The 15,468-nt window shown below is 61.7% G+C and carries 14 protein-coding genes and 3 tRNA genes; all 17 read right to left on the bottom strand.

Annotated elements, in window-relative coordinates:
* Positions 1 to 4: 4 nt before the first annotated feature.
* The 17 genes from ftsY to rpoD all read right to left on the bottom strand — a co-directional run bounded on the left by ftsY (position 5) and on the right by rpoD (position 15,420).
* Positions 5 to 922 (bottom strand): signal recognition particle-docking protein FtsY, encoded by a 918-nt coding sequence (gene ftsY / locus PMX70_RS01695; protein ID WP_271742635.1) that lies wholly within the window; start codon positions 920 to 922, stop codon positions 5 to 7.
* The gene (gene smc, locus PMX70_RS01700) at positions 922 to 4,458 is read right to left on the bottom strand and encodes a chromosome segregation protein SMC (protein WP_271742636.1); all 3,537 of its coding nucleotides are present in this window, start codon (positions 4,456 to 4,458) and stop codon (positions 922 to 924) included. The genes ftsY and smc overlap by 1 nt, the downstream gene beginning before the upstream one ends.
* A 10-nt stretch (positions 4,459 to 4,468) precedes the next feature.
* The gene (gene rnc / locus PMX70_RS01705) at positions 4,469 to 5,194 is read right to left on the bottom strand and encodes a ribonuclease III (RefSeq protein ID WP_271742637.1); all 726 of its coding nucleotides are present in this window, start codon (positions 5,192 to 5,194) and stop codon (positions 4,469 to 4,471) included.
* A gap of 3 nt (positions 5,195 to 5,197) precedes the next feature.
* Positions 5,198 to 5,440 carry an acyl carrier protein gene (locus tag PMX70_RS01710; protein ID WP_055309519.1) on the bottom strand — a complete coding sequence of 81 codons (243 nt, stop codon included), beginning with the start codon at positions 5,438 to 5,440 and terminating at the stop codon, positions 5,198 to 5,200.
* 114 nt (positions 5,441 to 5,554) lie between these two features.
* Positions 5,555 to 6,574 carry a phosphate acyltransferase PlsX gene (gene plsX / locus PMX70_RS01715; protein ID WP_271742638.1) on the bottom strand — a complete coding sequence of 340 codons (1,020 nt, stop codon included), beginning with the start codon at positions 6,572 to 6,574 and terminating at the stop codon, positions 5,555 to 5,557.
* 87 nt (positions 6,575 to 6,661) lie between these two features.
* Positions 6,662 to 6,841 carry a 50S ribosomal protein L32 gene (gene rpmF / locus PMX70_RS01720; protein ID WP_022094017.1) on the bottom strand — a complete coding sequence of 60 codons (180 nt, stop codon included), beginning with the start codon at positions 6,839 to 6,841 and terminating at the stop codon, positions 6,662 to 6,664.
* 64 nt (positions 6,842 to 6,905) lie between these two features.
* Complete coding sequence (locus PMX70_RS01725) at positions 6,906 to 7,460, bottom strand: YceD family protein (protein WP_271742639.1); 555 nt, start codon at positions 7,458 to 7,460, stop codon at positions 6,906 to 6,908.
* A complete protein-coding gene (locus PMX70_RS01730; RefSeq protein ID WP_040358176.1) occupies positions 7,460 to 7,957 on the bottom strand; it encodes an ATP synthase subunit B family protein in 498 nt (165 codons plus the stop codon). The genes PMX70_RS01725 and PMX70_RS01730 overlap by 1 nt, the downstream gene beginning before the upstream one ends.
* Positions 7,958 to 8,025: 68 nt before the next feature.
* Entirely contained in the window at positions 8,026 to 8,523 is a 498-nt protein-coding gene (coaD, locus tag PMX70_RS01735; protein ID WP_271742640.1) for a pantetheine-phosphate adenylyltransferase, read from the bottom strand.
* Positions 8,516 to 9,160 (bottom strand): 16S rRNA (guanine(966)-N(2))-methyltransferase RsmD, encoded by a 645-nt coding sequence (rsmD, locus tag PMX70_RS01740; RefSeq protein ID WP_196031853.1) that lies wholly within the window; start codon positions 9,158 to 9,160, stop codon positions 8,516 to 8,518. The genes coaD and rsmD overlap by 8 nt, the downstream gene beginning before the upstream one ends.
* Complete coding sequence (recG, locus tag PMX70_RS01745; protein ID WP_271742641.1) at positions 9,157 to 11,334, bottom strand: ATP-dependent DNA helicase RecG; 2,178 nt, start codon at positions 11,332 to 11,334, stop codon at positions 9,157 to 9,159. The genes rsmD and recG overlap by 4 nt, the downstream gene beginning before the upstream one ends.
* A gap of 10 nt (positions 11,335 to 11,344) precedes the next feature.
* The gene (locus PMX70_RS01750; RefSeq protein WP_055309525.1) at positions 11,345 to 13,006 is read right to left on the bottom strand and encodes a DAK2 domain-containing protein; all 1,662 of its coding nucleotides are present in this window, start codon (positions 13,004 to 13,006) and stop codon (positions 11,345 to 11,347) included.
* Between the two features lie 27 nt (positions 13,007 to 13,033).
* Positions 13,034 to 13,390 carry an Asp23/Gls24 family envelope stress response protein gene (locus PMX70_RS01755; protein WP_022093773.1) on the bottom strand — a complete coding sequence of 119 codons (357 nt, stop codon included), beginning with the start codon at positions 13,388 to 13,390 and terminating at the stop codon, positions 13,034 to 13,036.
* 195 nt (positions 13,391 to 13,585) lie between these two features.
* Positions 13,586 to 13,660 (bottom strand) — tRNA-Asn (locus PMX70_RS01760).
* Between the two features lie 33 nt (positions 13,661 to 13,693).
* Positions 13,694 to 13,768: transfer RNA gene (locus PMX70_RS01765), tRNA-Asn, on the bottom strand.
* A gap of 33 nt (positions 13,769 to 13,801) precedes the next feature.
* Positions 13,802 to 13,876: transfer RNA gene (locus PMX70_RS01770), tRNA-Asn, on the bottom strand.
* A 188-nt stretch (positions 13,877 to 14,064) separates the two neighbouring features.
* Positions 14,065 to 15,420, bottom strand: a complete 1,356-nt coding sequence (rpoD, locus tag PMX70_RS01775; protein ID WP_271742642.1) for an RNA polymerase sigma factor RpoD — start codon at positions 15,418 to 15,420, stop codon at positions 14,065 to 14,067.
* Positions 15,421 to 15,468 lie beyond the last annotated feature (48 nt).

The following is a 15,468-nucleotide window of genomic DNA, read 5'->3' on the forward strand; positions in this document are numbered from 1 at the left end:
CTCCTTAATTGGACTCGCCCACCAGGGCGCGGCAGAAATCTTTGGCATTGAACTCCTGCAGGTCATCGACCTGCTCGCCCACGCCCACGCGCAGGATCGGGAGCTTGAGCTTCTCGGCCACGGCCATGGCGATACCGCCCTTAGCCGTGCCGTCGAGCTTAGTCATGATAATACCGTCCAAGCCCAGTGCCTCGTTAAACTCGAGCGCCTGGTTCAGACCGTTCTGGCCGGTGGCGGCATCGATCACGAGCACGACTGAGACGGGCATGGGGCCGGCGGCCATATTGGCGGCGCGCTTACGCGTCACGTTAACCACCTTGGCAAGCTCGCGCATGAGCTCGGGGCTCGTGTGCAGACGACCGGCAGTGTCGATAAGCACCAGGTCGCTGCCGCGCTTGTCGGCCTCGTCGAGCACGTCGTAGCAAACACTTGCCGGGTCGGAGCCGCGTTCGCGCTTGATGACGGGGACGCCAGCGCGCTGGCCCCACACATCGAGCTGCTCGATGGCGGCGGCGCGGAACGTATCGGCAGAGCCGATCACGACATTCTTGCCGCGGGCGGCCATGGCGCTCGCGATCTTACCGACCGTCGTGGTCTTGCCGGCACCGTTAATGCCCACAAACAGCACGCAGCTCGGCGTATCGGAGAACGGATCGCGCTCGGTGGGCACAAAGTGCTGCTCAAGCTGCTCGGCCAGGGCGCGACGGAGTTGCGGGGCGGTCTTGAGGTTCTTCTTGGCCGCGGCATCGCGCAGGTCATCGGAGACCTTGATGGCGACCTCGGCGCCCATGTCACCCATGACGAGGGTGTCCTCCAGGTCCTCCCAAAAATCCTCGTCGACCTCGCCGCCAAAGTAAAAGACCTCGTTGAGGGCCTCGCGACTGCGCTCAAGTCCGCGCGAGAGAGCATCGAAGAATCCCATTATGCATTCACGACCTTTCCGGTTTCGCGATCGAGTTTTTGCGAGACGACGCGACTGACGCCGTCGGCTTGCATCGAGACGCCATAGAGGACGTCAGCGTCCTCCATAGTACGGCGCTGATGCGAAATGACCAAGAGCTGCGTATCGGAACGCAACACATCGAGCGCGCCGATGAGCTTGGACAGGTTGGCGTCATCGAGTGCCGCCTCGACCTCGTCCAGCACATAGAACGGCACCGTGCGCGTGCGGTACACGGCAAAGAGCAGGGCGAGCGCCGTCAGGCTCTTCTCGCCGCCCGACATGAGCATCATCTTGGTGATGCGCTTGCCGCGCGGCTGCGCCACGACCTCGATACCCGTCTCGGCAGGATGCTCGGGATCGGTCATCTCCAGATGAGCCTGACCGCCCGGGAAGAGCATAGCGAAGATCTCGCGGAAGTTCGCATCAACCTTCTCAAACGTCACCAGGAAGGCCTTCCGCATCTTGCGATCAATGGCCACCGTGATCTTGGTGAGCGCCTTGCGCGCGCTCTCCAGATCGGCCAGCTGCTCCTCGATGTAATCGGCGCGGCGCTTGAGCTGCTCGTACTCCTCCATGGCAACCTGGTTCACAGGGCCCAGGTTGTTGATCTGACGCACGAGCTGGTTGAGTTCGCGCTCGGCGGCATCGCGGTCCGTGGGCGCCGGAAGCATGAGCGCTTCCTCGAGTACCGTGGTGCCATCGGCGGTAATGGCCTTAATGGCGGCCTCTACCTGCACCTCGAGCTTGCCACGCGCGACCTTGAACTCGTTTTGCGTGGCGGAGGCGGTATCGACCCGCTCCTTAGCGCGGGAGACCTCGGCCTTGGCATCCTCGATGGTCTTCTTGAGCGAAGCGGAGTCCGCCTCCTCCAGAGAGGCCTGGTCACGCAGGCGCGCTGCCCAATCCGACACGCGTTCCAACAGGGCAGAATAGCGTTCGTGCATGGGATCGACGCGCAGGCGCAGCAGCTCGAGCGAGCGCGAAGCCTGGCGTGTTCCGCGGATACGACGGTCGATGCCCTCAAGACGATGCTCCAAGTCGGGCACACGGCCCTTCAGCGAACGCAGGCGTTCGCTCGTCTGGGCTAGGCGAACCTTGGCGTCGGCGAGCTTGCCGGCAGCCTCGGAATCGTCACGGCGAACGCGGTCGAGTTCGTCGTTAGCCTCGGCAATCTGCAAGCCCAGATCGCTTGCATGCGCACGGGCCTCGTCACGCGAACGGGTGAGCTCGTCCACGCGCGGGCGCGCAGAGCGAACGGCCTCGGAGGCCTGCTCGCGGCGCTTGGAGATGCGCACGCGCTCGACCTCGGCATTGTTGGCGCTTTGCTCCAAGCGGCCGATCTCGGAGAGCAGCGAGCGGCGCTCGCCCTCAAGACGGGCGATCTCGCCGGCGGCATCGCCCTCGGCGGCACGCGCTTCCTCAACGGCCGCATTGGCCTCAACGACCTGGCCTGACACATGTTCAAACACAGCGGCCAAATCGGGCTCCAGGCCCTCTAACTCGCGAATACGACGCTTGCGCTCCAAGGCACCCGACGCCTCGCCGGCATCGAGGCCCACACGCACCAGGCCGCCACAGCTTACGCGGGCGCCATCGGGAGTCACATAGGTCACACCGTCAACGACAGGCGCCGACAGCGCGGCAGCCAAGTCATCGACCACGTAATAGCCGCCGAGCAGCGCCTCGACGACGGGTCCGTACCCTGCGCGAACGGACAGACGATCAACCAGACGGGTACCGGCAGCGCCCTCAGCGGCGGTAGAGCCGCTCACGCCGCGCGCCACCAGCAGCGCCTCGCCCGAGGCCTTCTTCTGGTCCAGAGCGGCACGACCGGCACGCTCAAGCGAGGACGTATCGTCAAACAGCAGCGCATCGATATCGCCGGCGAGCAATTGCTCAACCAAGCCCTCAAGCTCGCGCGGGGCCTCGAGCACGTCGCCCAGACGACCAGAGACATCATCACCCAGCGCACCCACCAGACGGCTCACCAGCGGCGAGCTGTCGGCCATGCGGGCATCGAGTTTCTTTTGGCTGGCAAGCTCCGAGCGCACCTCGGATAACTTGTTGCGCGCCTCGCTCTCGCGGGCACGCAGGTCCTTCAGGGCCGCGCGTGCGGTCTCGGTGGCCTCACGCGCATCGACCTGAGCCTGGCGCGCTTCCTCAAGAGCGCCCTCAAGCTCCTCGGCGCGGTCGCGACGGCTCTCGAGCGAAGCCGTGACCTCCTCGAGCTGTTCATCGATCTGCTCCAGGCGCGAAGCATACATGTTGTCCTCGACCTCGGCATTGCTCAGCGAGTCCTTCACCTTGGCGAGCTCGAGCGCGGCGTTATCGGCTACGCGCTGCACATCGCGTTGCTCACGCGTAAGCTGCGAAATCTGATTGTCGAGCGCCACGCGCCGCTCGTGGAGCTCGGCGGCGGCAGGACCAGCGGCGTCAACGTCCTCCTGGGCCTGCATGTGCGCACCGGTCACTTCCTCAAGCTGCGCACGCGCGTCCTCGAGCTCCTCGACCACGCGACGTCGCTGATGCTCGGAGCTCGAAATCTGCCCGCGCATGTCAGACAGGCGCGACACCATGTTGTGGCCCTTTTCCTCGAGCAGGCGCATGTCGGAGTTAATGCGGCCGACCACATCTTGCATATGACGGCGCTGCTCGCCCAGGTCGCCCACAAACAGGCCCTTTTCCTCGAGCATGACCTGAAGCTTCTCGAGCTCGCGCTCCTTTTCGCCCAAGCGGTACTGCGCAAGCTCCAGCTCGGCGGCACCTTCCTTGGAACGGCTCTCCAAGTCATTCCACTGCGACTGCAGCGAACGCAGCTCGTCGACGGCTAGCATCTGCGTAAGCTCGTTCGCGCGCGAGGACAGCTCTTTGTACTTGCGCGCGCGATCGACCTGACGCTCCAACGGTCGCAGCTGACGGGCGATTTCCTTATTGATGTCGCGGGCACGCGTCAGGTGCTCGTCCATCGACTTAATCTTTTTGAGCGCACGCTCCTTGCGGCGCTTGTGCTTGGAGATGCCGGCGGCCTCCTCGATGAGGGCACGGCGTTCCTCGGGGCGGCTCTGCAAAATGGCGTCGAGTTTGCCCTGGCTGATGATGGAATGCGTATCCTTGCCCAGGCCCGAATCGTGCAGGATGTCCTGAATGTCCATCAGGCGGCACGGACTCGAGTTGATGAGGTACTCGCTTTCACCCGAGCGATACATGCGACGGGTGATGGCGACCTCGTCAAAATCGACGGGCAGCATATGGTCCGAGTTATCGAGCACCAGCGTGACCTCGGCGACACCCACCGGCTTGCGCGCTGACGAGCCCGAGAAGATGACGTCCTCCATGGCCTGGCCGCGCAGCTGCTTGGCGCTCTGCTCGCCCAGGACCCACAGAATCGAGTCAGAGATGTTCGATTTTCCCGAGCCGTTGGGACCGACGATGACGGTCAGGCCCGGCTCAAACGTCATATGGGCGCGGTCGGCAAACGACTTGAACCCTTTGAGCGTGAGGGACTTGAGATACACGGTTCCTCGCTTACACGTGCTTCTTGTTCAGAATCACGCCGTTGGTGGTGTAACCCATGCGGTCGAGCGCTTCGAGCGCGGCGGCTCCCTCGGCTTCCTTCTTTGAGGAGCCGGAGCCGCGACCCTGGCGAATACCATCGATCAAAACCACGGCGGTAAAGGTGGGCGCATGTGCCGGGCCCTCGGAGCCAACGAGCTTGTACGCCGGGGATTCGTGACCGTCGGCTTGCACGCACTCCTGCAAAAACGACTTGGGGTTCGCAGGATGCTCGGCACGCTCGGAAGCCAAATGCGGCTTAAGCGTACGGTGAATGAACTCTGCCGCGGCATCCCAGCCGGCATCCAGGTACAGCGCGCCCACGAGCGACTCATAGACGTTCTCGAGGGCCGAATGCAGGCCGCGCGCACCGGTACCGGTCTCGGAGGCACCAAAGATGATGATGTCGTCGATGCCCAGCTCGTGAGAAACCTCGGACAGCGTAGCGCCCGAGACAAGCGACACCTTCAGGCGCGTGAGCTTGCCCTCGTCAAACTCCGGATAGGACTCAAACAGGGAGCGTGCGACCACAGCGCCCAAAATGGAATCGCCCAAGAACTCAAGGCGCTCATAGCTGGCAGAAACCGGCTGGCCCTCGACTGCCGAGGGATGCGTAAGGGCCGCGCGCAGCAGCACCTTATTATTGAACTCGTGGCCCAGAATTTCCTGGGCACGCGTAAGTCGTTCAGACAAAGCCAAGACCTAGGCCTCCCTGGCATTTTCGATCGCGTCGACGGCGTCGGCGACAGAGTTGAGCGAGAGCAGAGTCTCGTCATCGATCTCGAGGTTGAACTCGTCCTCGATAGCCGTAACCAGCTGCAGGCGCTCGAGCGAGTTGGCATCGAGGTCGTCAAAGGTGGTCTCATCGCTAATTTCGGCAACATCGACGCCCAGAACGTCAGCAGCGACCTCGGCGATCTTGTCGAAGATTTCGGAGCGGTCCATAGCGCTTCCTCTCATAGTGCATGAATACCAAAAGAATGGTACCGCCCGGGCGGTACCAAGACACGGTTCTGATTCTACCCCACGAAGCACGCCCCGAGGCGCATAACGCCGGTGTTATAAAACGATACCGTCCATGGAGTTGGCGACGTTCTCGACCAGCCCGGCGCGCACGGCTTCGGCCGCCGCGAGCGTACCGTTTTTAACAGCCTCGACCGAGGTGGCGCCATGGCCGATCAAGACCACGCCGCGCAGGCCCAAAAGAATCGCGCCGCCCTTGGCGTCGCCCGATAGCTTGGCCTTTATCTCGCGCATCTGCTTTTTAATGAGCAGCGCGGCGATCTTGGTGCCAAGCGAAGACATAAAGGCACCCTTGAGTTCCTGCAGCAAAAACTTGGCAGCGCCCTCGGTGGCCTTGAGCGCAATATTGCCCGACATGCCATCGGCAACGACGACATCGAAGTTACCGGAGGTGATGTCCGTTCCCTCGCAGTTACCAACAAAGCCGGGAACGGCGGCTTTCATGGCCGGGAAGCAGGCCTTGGTAAAGTTGGAGCCCTTCTCGTCCTCGGTGCCGTTAGCAAGCAGGCCCACGCGGGGATGCTCGATGCCCAGGACGACGCGAGCATAGGCGCTACCCATCTGAGCAAAACGCACCATGTCATCGACCTCGACATCGGGGTTGGCGCCCATATCGCACAGCACCGTCAGACCGCCGGCGCGATTGGGCAGCGCATTGGTCAGACAGGGACGCACCGGCTGCTTCTTACCTTCGGCCATATATCTAAACGGCGTGACGTAGGCGGTCGCAGCGGCGGTCATGGCGCCGGTGGAGCCGGCGGAGAAAAACGCGTCCGCATTTCCCTTCTTGATGGCGCGGCACGACAGCACGATCGAAGACTTGCGTTTGGTCATCACGGCGCGAATGGGATCGTCATCCATGGCGATAACGTCGGGTGCCTCAAGGGCCTCAACACGTGCGTGGGAAGCAGCAAAGGGATTGACGATTTCGGCGGGGCCAGCTGCCAAGACCTCGATATCGGGATCGGCGGCAAGTGCAGCCTCGATACCATCGAGAACGACCTGAGGTTTCTCGTCTCCACCCACAACGTCTACACAAACGCGAACGTTACTCATATACATGCTCCTTATACAAAAATGGCCGACTCATTGAGCCGGCCATTGAGGTTCCATTTGGAACGGCATCGCATCCAGAGTATACCGTTACTCGGTAACGATAACCTCGCGGTCCTTGTAGAAACCGCAGCTGGGGCACACGTGGTGCGGAAGCTTGACAGCGCCGCAACGGGGGCACGTGGACTGAGCCGCAGCCGAGATCTTCATGTTGGCGGAACGACGGGTGTGAGTGCGGATACGACCCTGCTTTTGTTTAGGTACGGGCATAGTGACCTTCCTTATGAACTATCCAGTGTGGCGATTACGCGCAAGTAGCGATACTACCACAGTTTTACTCATCGAGCTTGAGATTCTTCAATGCTGCAAATGGATTTTCCGTGGCAGCGGCCCATTCCGCCTCTGCCTGGGCGGCGCAATCGCATTGCTCGACGTTGAGATTGCAACCGCAAGTGGGGCACAGACCACGGCAATCGGGCTTGCAGAGCACTACAAACGGCGTGTCCATAACGACCGCGTCATTGATGGGCTCACCCAGATCGACTAGACGGTCCTCACCCAGGAACTCGTAGCCGTCCTCGTAGGCCTCGGGATCCTCGGGCTCCTCAAAGAGGTAGAACTCCTCGATCTCGCCGGCGATATCAAACGAGGCGGGCTCCAGGCAACGGTCGCACTCGCCGGTGGCGTGCGCGCGGACCATGCCCGTGAGCAAGACACCGGTACCGGCATTGGTAAAGACAACGTCGTAGTCGATGCCGTCCTGAAGCTGGTACTCCTTCTCGCCCACCGTGTAGGTGGCGACATCGACCTTACCGGTCAGCGGATACGAATCTCCAGGAAACTCGAGCTGCTCGGAAAGATCGACGGTAACGCTCGGGAACTCAGCCATTACCACTGACCATTCTGTTGGGCGGCACCCTCGTTGAGCTGCTGACGGCAACGGGTAACGGTGCCGGTCAGGCTCTTGAGGTTCTCCTCCAGGTGCGTAAAGACCTGCTCTGCATAGTCCTCGGCAGCATAACGCGTCTCGCGCTCGTACTGCTGGGCACGATCGCGGATGTCGTCGGCCTGCTGCTGCGCAAGGCGGACGATTTCCTGCTCACCGGCAATGGTGAGGGCCTGCTGCTGAGCGTCAGCGATGATGGAATCGGCCTGAGCGGCGGCGGAAGCCATGAGCTCCTCGCGCTCCTTAAGGATACGGCGGGACTTCTGCCACTCCTCGGGATAGCTCATGCGGATCTCGTCGAGGATGTTGAAGAACACGTCGGCGTCGATGACCTTGAACTGAGCGTTCTTGCCGAAAGGCGGCTTGGCTTCCTCGATCAGCCCTTCGAGCTCATCGACCAAGCTGACGATCCTATCGCCAGGAAAATTCTCGCCCGGCATCCGGTCTCCTTTCATAGGTAACATATCATCGTGCTAGTTTACCACATGCCACCAGGCAATAAGAAACGTCACGAAAAGCGATGTTTGAGCGCTTCGACCACGTTGGGCGGGACAAACGTCGATACGTCACTACCGAGCGAGGCGATCTGGCGAACAACCGAGCTCGAGATATAGCCGTACTGCGGCGCGCTCATGACAAAGATGGACTCCAGCTCGCTATCCAGGCGATAGTTAAGGTCGGCCTGCTGCAGCTCATACTCAAAGTCGGTCATGGCGCGCAGACCCTTGACCACGGCCCCCGCCCCCTGCTCACGAGCGAAGTCGACCAAGAGGCCGGTAAAGGGCAGGACCTCGACGCCGTCGATATCACCGAGCGCCTCGCGGGCCAGCGCCACGCGCTCATCGAGCATAAACGTGGTGCCCACACCGTTTTTACCCTGCGACTCGGCCACGGCGACGATCACGCTGGGAAAGATGCGGCGGGCGCGGCGGATCACATCGATATGGCCAAACGTGATGGGATCGAAGGTGCCCGGGACGATCACGCGATTAATAGTGTCACTCATGGGCGTCCTCCGGGGATACTGCCTCGTCATTTTCGTTAGCATCAGTGCCGCCGTCCTTGCTATCGCCGACCCAACGGAGCAGGTCGACCGAGGTAATGCCGTAGCGCTTCTCACGTACAGTCTCAAAGCCTGCCGGATGCGCGCCCGCATCGGCGGCGGCATGCTCAAACAGGGCGTAAGCGCCAGACGCAAGCATACCCTGCTGAGCCAGGTCCTGCAGCAGCTCCTCGACCGGCTCGGCACCAAAAGCATAGGGCGGGTCGAGCAGGACCAGATCAAAGGGGCCGCCTGGTACACGACCGCGCGAGGCACTCACCAGCATGTCGCCCGTGACCACGCGCCAACGCGCACGGTCACGGCAGAGCGACTCGATATTCTTGCTAATGAGCCGCGCGGCGTTGCGATCGATCTCAAACGTCGTGAGCGAGCGGGCCCCACGAGAGAGCATCTCTAACCCTAAGGCGCCGGAGCCGCCAAAGGCGTCCAGCACGCGGACCTCGTCCAGATCGAAGTCGAATGCCGACATGACCATAGATGCGCACGCCTCACGCACGCGATCAGTCGTGGGGCGGGTGACATCGCGACCACGGGGCTCCTCGATCTTACGACCGCGCCATTCGCCGCCGATGATTCTCATCCTCCGCTGACCTCCTTAAAAATATGTCGATATCGCATGGCGACCGCATCGCGCAGGGGGCGCGTCGCCACGGAGTCAAGGGTGCAAGCATACCGCAAGAGCTCGACCGCGTCCAAATGGGCCCACTCGATTAGTTCCTCGTCGGCATCCAGGTCGACAAAGCGCAGAGTCACACCGCCATGCTGGCGATAACCCAGGATTTCGCCCTCGTGACGCAGACGCAGGTCCATCTGGGCGAGCGTAAAGCCATCCGCGGTTTTTTCGAGCGATTGCAGGCGATCTTGTGCTGCGGACGCGCCGCCGTTGCCCTTGGAGTGCGTCATGACCAGGCACGTGCCCGACACACTGCCACGGCCCACGCGGCCGCGCAGCTGGTGCAGGGCAGCCAATCCAAAGCGCTCGCCGTTCTCGATGACCATGACGGTGGCGTTAGGCACATCGACGCCCACCTCGACCACCGTAGTCGAGACGAGCACGTCAATCTCGCCACGCTTGAAGGCATCGATAACCTGGTCCTTCTCCCCCGCCGGCATGCGGCCGTGAAGGCGCTCGACGGTAAGCCCCGGCAACGCCAGACGCAGGCGATCGAGCTCGGTCGCCGTATCGTGCAGCGGCACGGGTACGGTTACGCGGCCCTCATCGTCGCGGGCAATACCGGGCACGTCTTCCAGCTCATCGGCCGAGTCACTCGGCTCCACGAGTGGGCAAATCACGTAGGCCTGCTGACCCTTTTCATGCGCCTCGCGGATGACGCCATAGGCGAGGTCACGGCTCGACTCGGTGAGCACGCGTGTCGTCACGCCAGCGCCGGGGACAGGCCGATGACGGATGATACTCGTGTCCAGATCGCCGTAGACCGAAAGCGCCAGCGTACGCGGGATGGGCGTTGCCGTCATAACGAGCAGATCGGCACCGGGGCCCTTCGCGCGCAGGGCGTTGCGTTGGCCGACGCCAAACCGGTGCTGCTCATCGATGACCACGAGCGACAGATGCTTGAACGCAACGTTATCCGAAAGGACCGCGTGGGTTCCAAAGAGGACGTCGAGCTCGCCTGATTCCAGCTGTGCATGGATGCGCTCGCGCTCTGCGGCCGGCGTGGCACCCGTCAGAAGCGCCCAGGACATGCCGGCCTGCGAGAGCAGAGGGCCGGTCTTATCGGCATATTGGCGCGCCAGCACGCCCGTGGGCGCCATAACGCAGGCCTGCGTGCCGCTATCGGCAGCCACAGCTAGCGCGCAGGCGGCAACGGCGGTCTTACCGGTACCGACATCGCCCAGCAGCAGACGGTTCATCACGCGCCCGCCATCGCACATGTCATGCAGGATGTCTTGGAATGCGGCCTCCTGCTCGTCGCTCAGCGAAAACGGAAGGGCCTGTTTAAGCGCGCCCAGATGCTCGCCCGCGGTGTGGGCATAGGGCACCACATCGACCAGGCCACCGTCGTTGCGCAGACGCAGCGCCAGCTGCAGGTAGAGGCACTCCTCGTAGGCAAGACGCCGGCGTGCGATGTCGCGCTCAGCCATGCTCGAGGGAAAGTGGATCGAACGCAACGCGCGGGCATTGCTCATGAGCTTCCGCTTTGCGCGCAGCGGCGCGGGAATCGGATCGAACGGATTGCCGACGACCTCGAGCGCGCCGCTTACGATGCGGCGCATCCACGCCTGGCTCACGCCATCGCTCACGTAATGGACCGGCAGAATGGTGCCTGCGGCGCGCCTGTCCTCGAGCTTTTCAAAGTGGGGCGAGGCCATCTGTTTAAAGCCGTAGGCAAACTCGACCTTGCCCATCACGGCCAGGCGGTCGCCCTGCTTAAGCTGCTGAGCAATCCAGGGCTGGCGGAAAAAGGCGACCTGCAGCACGCCCGTCTCGTCAACAAGTGAGACCTCAGTCACCTGCATGCGCGGACGCGGCTGCTTTTTGACGATACGGTCGACCGTGGCGACGATGGTGCACACGGTACCGATGGGCGCCATCTCGATAGACCAAGAACGGGTAAAGTCGAGGTATCGATGAGGGATATGGAGAAGGAGGTCCCCCACCGTCCGAATTCCCAGACGGCGAAGGGCCTCCTCACGTTTACCCGAAACATATTTGAGTCGCGCGATATCCTCGTCGAGCGCATTGCTCTGGGCAAAGCGCTCCGAGACGCGCGGCACGGAGCACAGCTCGGACATGGGCAGTTGCCTACTCGATCGAGAAGATCACGGGATAGAGCGGCTGCTCGCCACGATGGGCGTCGATCTCCAGATCGGGCTGAGCCTCCTCGATGGCGTCGACGATCTCCTGGAAGGCCTCATCGGACAGCTCCTCGCCGGCCAGAATCGTCAGCGCGTCGCCCTCCTCTTCCTCCTGCATGCGGTTGATGCAGTCGAGCGTGACCTGTTTCACGTCGGAGCCGACCACGTCGATGGAGCCGGCGATGATACCCATGACGTCACCGGAGTGAATCGGCGAGCCATCAGATGCGCTGGAGTCGCGCACGGCGCGGGTGACCTCGCCATCGCGAACCTCGCTGATGGCGTCGACCATGGCGGCGACGGCGTCCTCGAGCTCGGAATCGGGCAGGACCGCGAACAGCGCGGAGAACGCCTGCGGAACGGTCTTGGTGGGAACAACGGCAACCTTCTTGTCCGTGCAGGCAGAAGCGGCAGCCTCGGCAGCCATGCGGATGTTGCCGTTATTGGGCAGGATGATGACCGAGGTCGCGTTGACCTGGTCCACCGCGCCCAGCAGGTCGGCGGTCGAGGGATTCATAGTCTGGCCACCGGAGACGACCACGTCGACGCCAAGGGACTTGAGGATGTCAGCCTCGCCGGAACCGGCGGCAACGGCGACAAAGCCCAGCGCCTTGGCGGGCTCGGCGGCCTTTTCCTGATCCTCGTGGATCTTGGCGGTACGGTCGTGGGCCTCCATCTCCATGTTGTGGATAAAGACCTCATAGATCTGACCGAGCTGCAGCATGTGCTCGAGCACCAGGTTGGGGGTGTTGGAGTGCACATGGATCTTGTAGTCGGGATAGGCGCCCACGAGCAGCTCACAGTCGCCCATGGAGCCTAGGAACTTAAGGCACTCGTCCTCGTCAAACGGGGCGTCGGCCTTAAAGAGGAACTCGTTGCAGTAGCGGAACTCCGAGCCCTCCCAGTCGTCGTTAGCCTCGATCTCAACACGACCGAGGGCCGCATCGCGGGCAGAGCCGGCGGAGTCAAACGTGGCGGAGAAATCCTCGACAACGGTGCTGCGGCCGAGCGCAGCGGCAACAAAGTTCTCCAGGAAGATGGCAAAGCCAAAGGCGCCGGAGTCGACCACGCCGTTCTCCTTCAGAACGGGCAACAGGTCGGGTGTGCGGGCGACGGACTGGTACGCCTCAACGACGATGGCATCGAGCGCATCCTCAGCCGAGAACTTCTTCTTCTCGCACTCATCGGCCTTGGTCGAGACATCGCGCAGGACCGTGAGGATCGTGCCCTCGATGGGCTTGCGGACAGCCTGGAAGGCAACCTTGACGGCACGACGGAAGGCGAAGGCAATGTTGGCGGACGTAATAGGCTCGTCGGCAGAGACAAGGCCCTCGGCCACGCCGCGCAGAATCTGCGACGTGATAACGCCAGAGTTACCGCGGGCACCCATCAGGGAGCCGTGGGTGATGGCGCCGGCGATGGCCTCCATATCGGCATCGGCAGGAAGGGCGGAGAGCTCCTTGGTCACCGAGGCAAGCGTGAGCGACATGTTGGTACCGGTGTCGCCGTCGGGTACGGGGAAGACGTTGAGCTTGTTGATCTCCTCGGCCTTGTCGGAAACGGCAGCCGCAGCGATCGGAAAACAGGTGCGAATGGTCTTTGCAATCATGGGTATTTGAATCTCCGTTTTCGGATGCTAGTTCAGACGGCTCTTGAGCGCGTCGATATGGATGCCGATCTTAAGGCTGGCGGGATCGATCTGGGCGATCTCCTGCAGGGTGAAGGCAACGGAGCTCGAAAGATTGTGGCAGACGGACTTCATGTTGACGCCGTTCTCGAGCACGACGTGAAGATCGACCGTAAGGCCGTTCTCGTCGGCGGAGACAAGCACGCCCTTGCGGAGGCGCTGACCGGCAAGCAGGCGCACACTCTCGGCGCCCTGGAGCTGCTCAGCCATACCGACAACGCCATAGCACGTCATCGCGGCATAACCGGCAATATCGGCAATAACGTCGTTCGAGACGCTCAGGCTGCCGTTAATGGTCTCAGACACAAGAATCTCCTTTTCTTGGTGCTCGCGGCACCATGTCGTGGGAGCAATCATTGCATTATTCTACAACGACCGCGCCATGTTGAGGTGGCGGGCCTCGGGATTACATCCTCGACACGAAATGTTGATACGGTAACGTTCGCGAACGGCGATCGCGGCATGAAAAAACCCGCCGCATATGCGACGGGTTTTGTAACCTGGCTCCCCGGGTAGGACTCGAACCTACAACAGCGCGGTTAACAGCCGCGTGCTCTACCATTGAGCTACCGAGGAATTTAAAGCCCAACAGAAAGGGCTGGAAAATTCTGGCTCCCCGGGTAGGACTCGAACCTACAACAGCGCGGTTAACAGCCGCGTGCTCTACCATTGAGCTACCGAGGAATTTAAAGCCCAACAGAAAGGGCTGGAAAATTCTGGCTCCCCGGGTAGGACTCGAACCTACAACAGCGCGGTTAACAGCCGCGTGCTCTACCATTGAGCTACCGAGGAATAGGTGCGTGCTCTCAAGCAACGAAGTTTATTATACGGACGAATCAGCTTAGGGCAAGAACTTTTTTAAGAAATTTTCCGACCTAATCATTGGGGACGTTCTTAAACGACTAGTCATTCAAGAACGTCCCCAACGACTACATGAAAGCGCCCCCAAGCGAATGTGCTTGAGGGCGCCTCTTGCTTGACTAGCTCTCGATATAGTCCTTCAGCTTGCTGCTACGGCTGGGATGGCGGAGCTTGGCCAGGGTCTTGGACTCGATCTGGCGGATGCGCTCGCGCGTGACGCCAAACTCACGACCGACTTCCTCGAGCGTGCGGGGATGTCCGTCGACAAGGCCAAAGCGCAGTTCGATAACCTTGCGCTCACGATCGGCAAGCGAATCGAGCACCTGGGTGAGCTGCTCCTGCAGCATAGAGAAGCTGGCCGCATCGGGCGGAACGATAGCCTGGGAGTCCTCGATGAAGTCGCCCAGCTGGGAATCCTCTTCCTCGCCGATGGGGGTCTCGAGCGACACGGGCTCCTGCGAGATCTTCTGGATCTCGCGGACGCGGTCGGCGCTCATGTCCATCTCGGCACCGATCTCTTCGGGGGTCGGGTCGCGGCCCAGGTCCTGAAGGAGCTGACGCTGCACGCGGACGAGTTTGTTGATAGTCTCGACCATGTGCACGGGAATACGGATGGTACGGGCCTGGTCGGCGATAGCGCGCGTAATGGCCTGACGGATCCACCACGTGGCGTACGTGGAGAACTTAAAGCCCTTCTGGTAGTCGAACTTCTCGACGGCGCGGATCAGACCGAGGTTGCCCTCCTGAATCAGGTCGAGGAACAGCATGCCGCGACCGACATAGCGCTTGGCGATGGAGACGACCAGACGAAGGTTTGCGCTGATGAGCGCCTGCTTGGCTTCGAGGCCCACGTTCTCAATGCGCGTAAGACGACGCATCTCGGCACGCGTGAGTTCGAGCTCACCAGCATCGGCAGCCTCGAGCTTCTCGGTAGCCTCGAGACCGGCCTCGATCTTCATAGCCAGATCGACCTCTTCGGAGGCGGTCAACAGGTCGACCTTGCCGATCTCCTTGAGGTACATACGGACCGGGTCGCCGGTCAGCATCACCGTGGAGGCATCGATGCCACGCACGCGGGAGCGTGAACGGGACGTGCGCACGGTGCGCTTCTTCTTGTTCTTGGAAGAACCCATCTCAGCGTCGGCCTGACGGGCCATCTTGAGCTCGTGATCGTCGAGCGAGCCGGAATCGTGCTCGTCGTCGTCATCGAAATCGTCGGTATCGGTATCGGTATCGGTATCGTCATCGTCGACACCCATGGGGGCGTCGTCGTTACCGCTCGCGGAGATAATCTGGATGCCGCTGTTGCGCAGCGCGGAATACACCGCGGTGAGCTGCTCGTCAGAAACATCGATATCCTTCAGGGCGACCTGAATCTCGTCCTCGGTTACCGAAGTCCTGTTTGAGCCGTTGCCCATGAGCTTTGCAACGTAGGATTCCAGCCCAGTACCCGTGCTCTCAGTCTTTTTTGGCACAGATTCTCCCTTCATAGTCCACAGGACTCAATACTTTAGCACACACAT

Origin of the sequence: Collinsella aerofaciens, assembly GCF_028206795.1 — a bacterium.
Classification (GTDB): Bacteria; Actinomycetota; Coriobacteriia; order Coriobacteriales; family Coriobacteriaceae; genus Collinsella; species Collinsella aerofaciens_AX.

What these genes read in the sequence shown, in the direction of transcription:
- ftsY (WP_271742635.1), bottom strand. Translation starts at nt 922, where the DNA reads ATGGGATTCTTCGATGCTCTCTCGCGCGGACTTGAGCGCAGTCGCGAG.
- PMX70_RS01710 (WP_055309519.1), bottom strand. Translation starts at nt 5,440, where the DNA reads ATGGACCGCTCCGAAATCTTCGACAAGATCGCCGAGGTCGCTGCTGAC.
- plsX (WP_271742638.1), bottom strand. Translation starts at nt 6,574, where the DNA reads ATGAGTAACGTTCGCGTTTGTGTAGACGTTGTGGGTGGAGACGAGAAA.
- rpmF (WP_022094017.1), bottom strand. Translation starts at nt 6,841, where the DNA reads ATGCCCGTACCTAAACAAAAGCAGGGTCGTATCCGCACTCACACCCGT.
- PMX70_RS01725 (WP_271742639.1), bottom strand. Translation starts at nt 7,460, where the DNA reads ATGGCTGAGTTCCCGAGCGTTACCGTCGATCTTTCCGAGCAGCTCGAG.
- PMX70_RS01730 (WP_040358176.1), bottom strand. Translation starts at nt 7,957, where the DNA reads ATGCCGGGCGAGAATTTTCCTGGCGATAGGATCGTCAGCTTGGTCGAT.
- coaD (WP_271742640.1), bottom strand. Translation starts at nt 8,523, where the DNA reads ATGAGTGACACTATTAATCGCGTGATCGTCCCGGGCACCTTCGATCCC.
- rsmD (WP_196031853.1), bottom strand. Translation starts at nt 9,160, where the DNA reads ATGAGAATCATCGGCGGCGAATGGCGCGGTCGTAAGATCGAGGAGCCC.
- recG (WP_271742641.1), bottom strand. Translation starts at nt 11,334, where the DNA reads ATGTCCGAGCTGTGCTCCGTGCCGCGCGTCTCGGAGCGCTTTGCCCAG.
- PMX70_RS01750 (WP_055309525.1), bottom strand. Translation starts at nt 13,006, where the DNA reads ATGATTGCAAAGACCATTCGCACCTGTTTTCCGATCGCTGCGGCTGCC.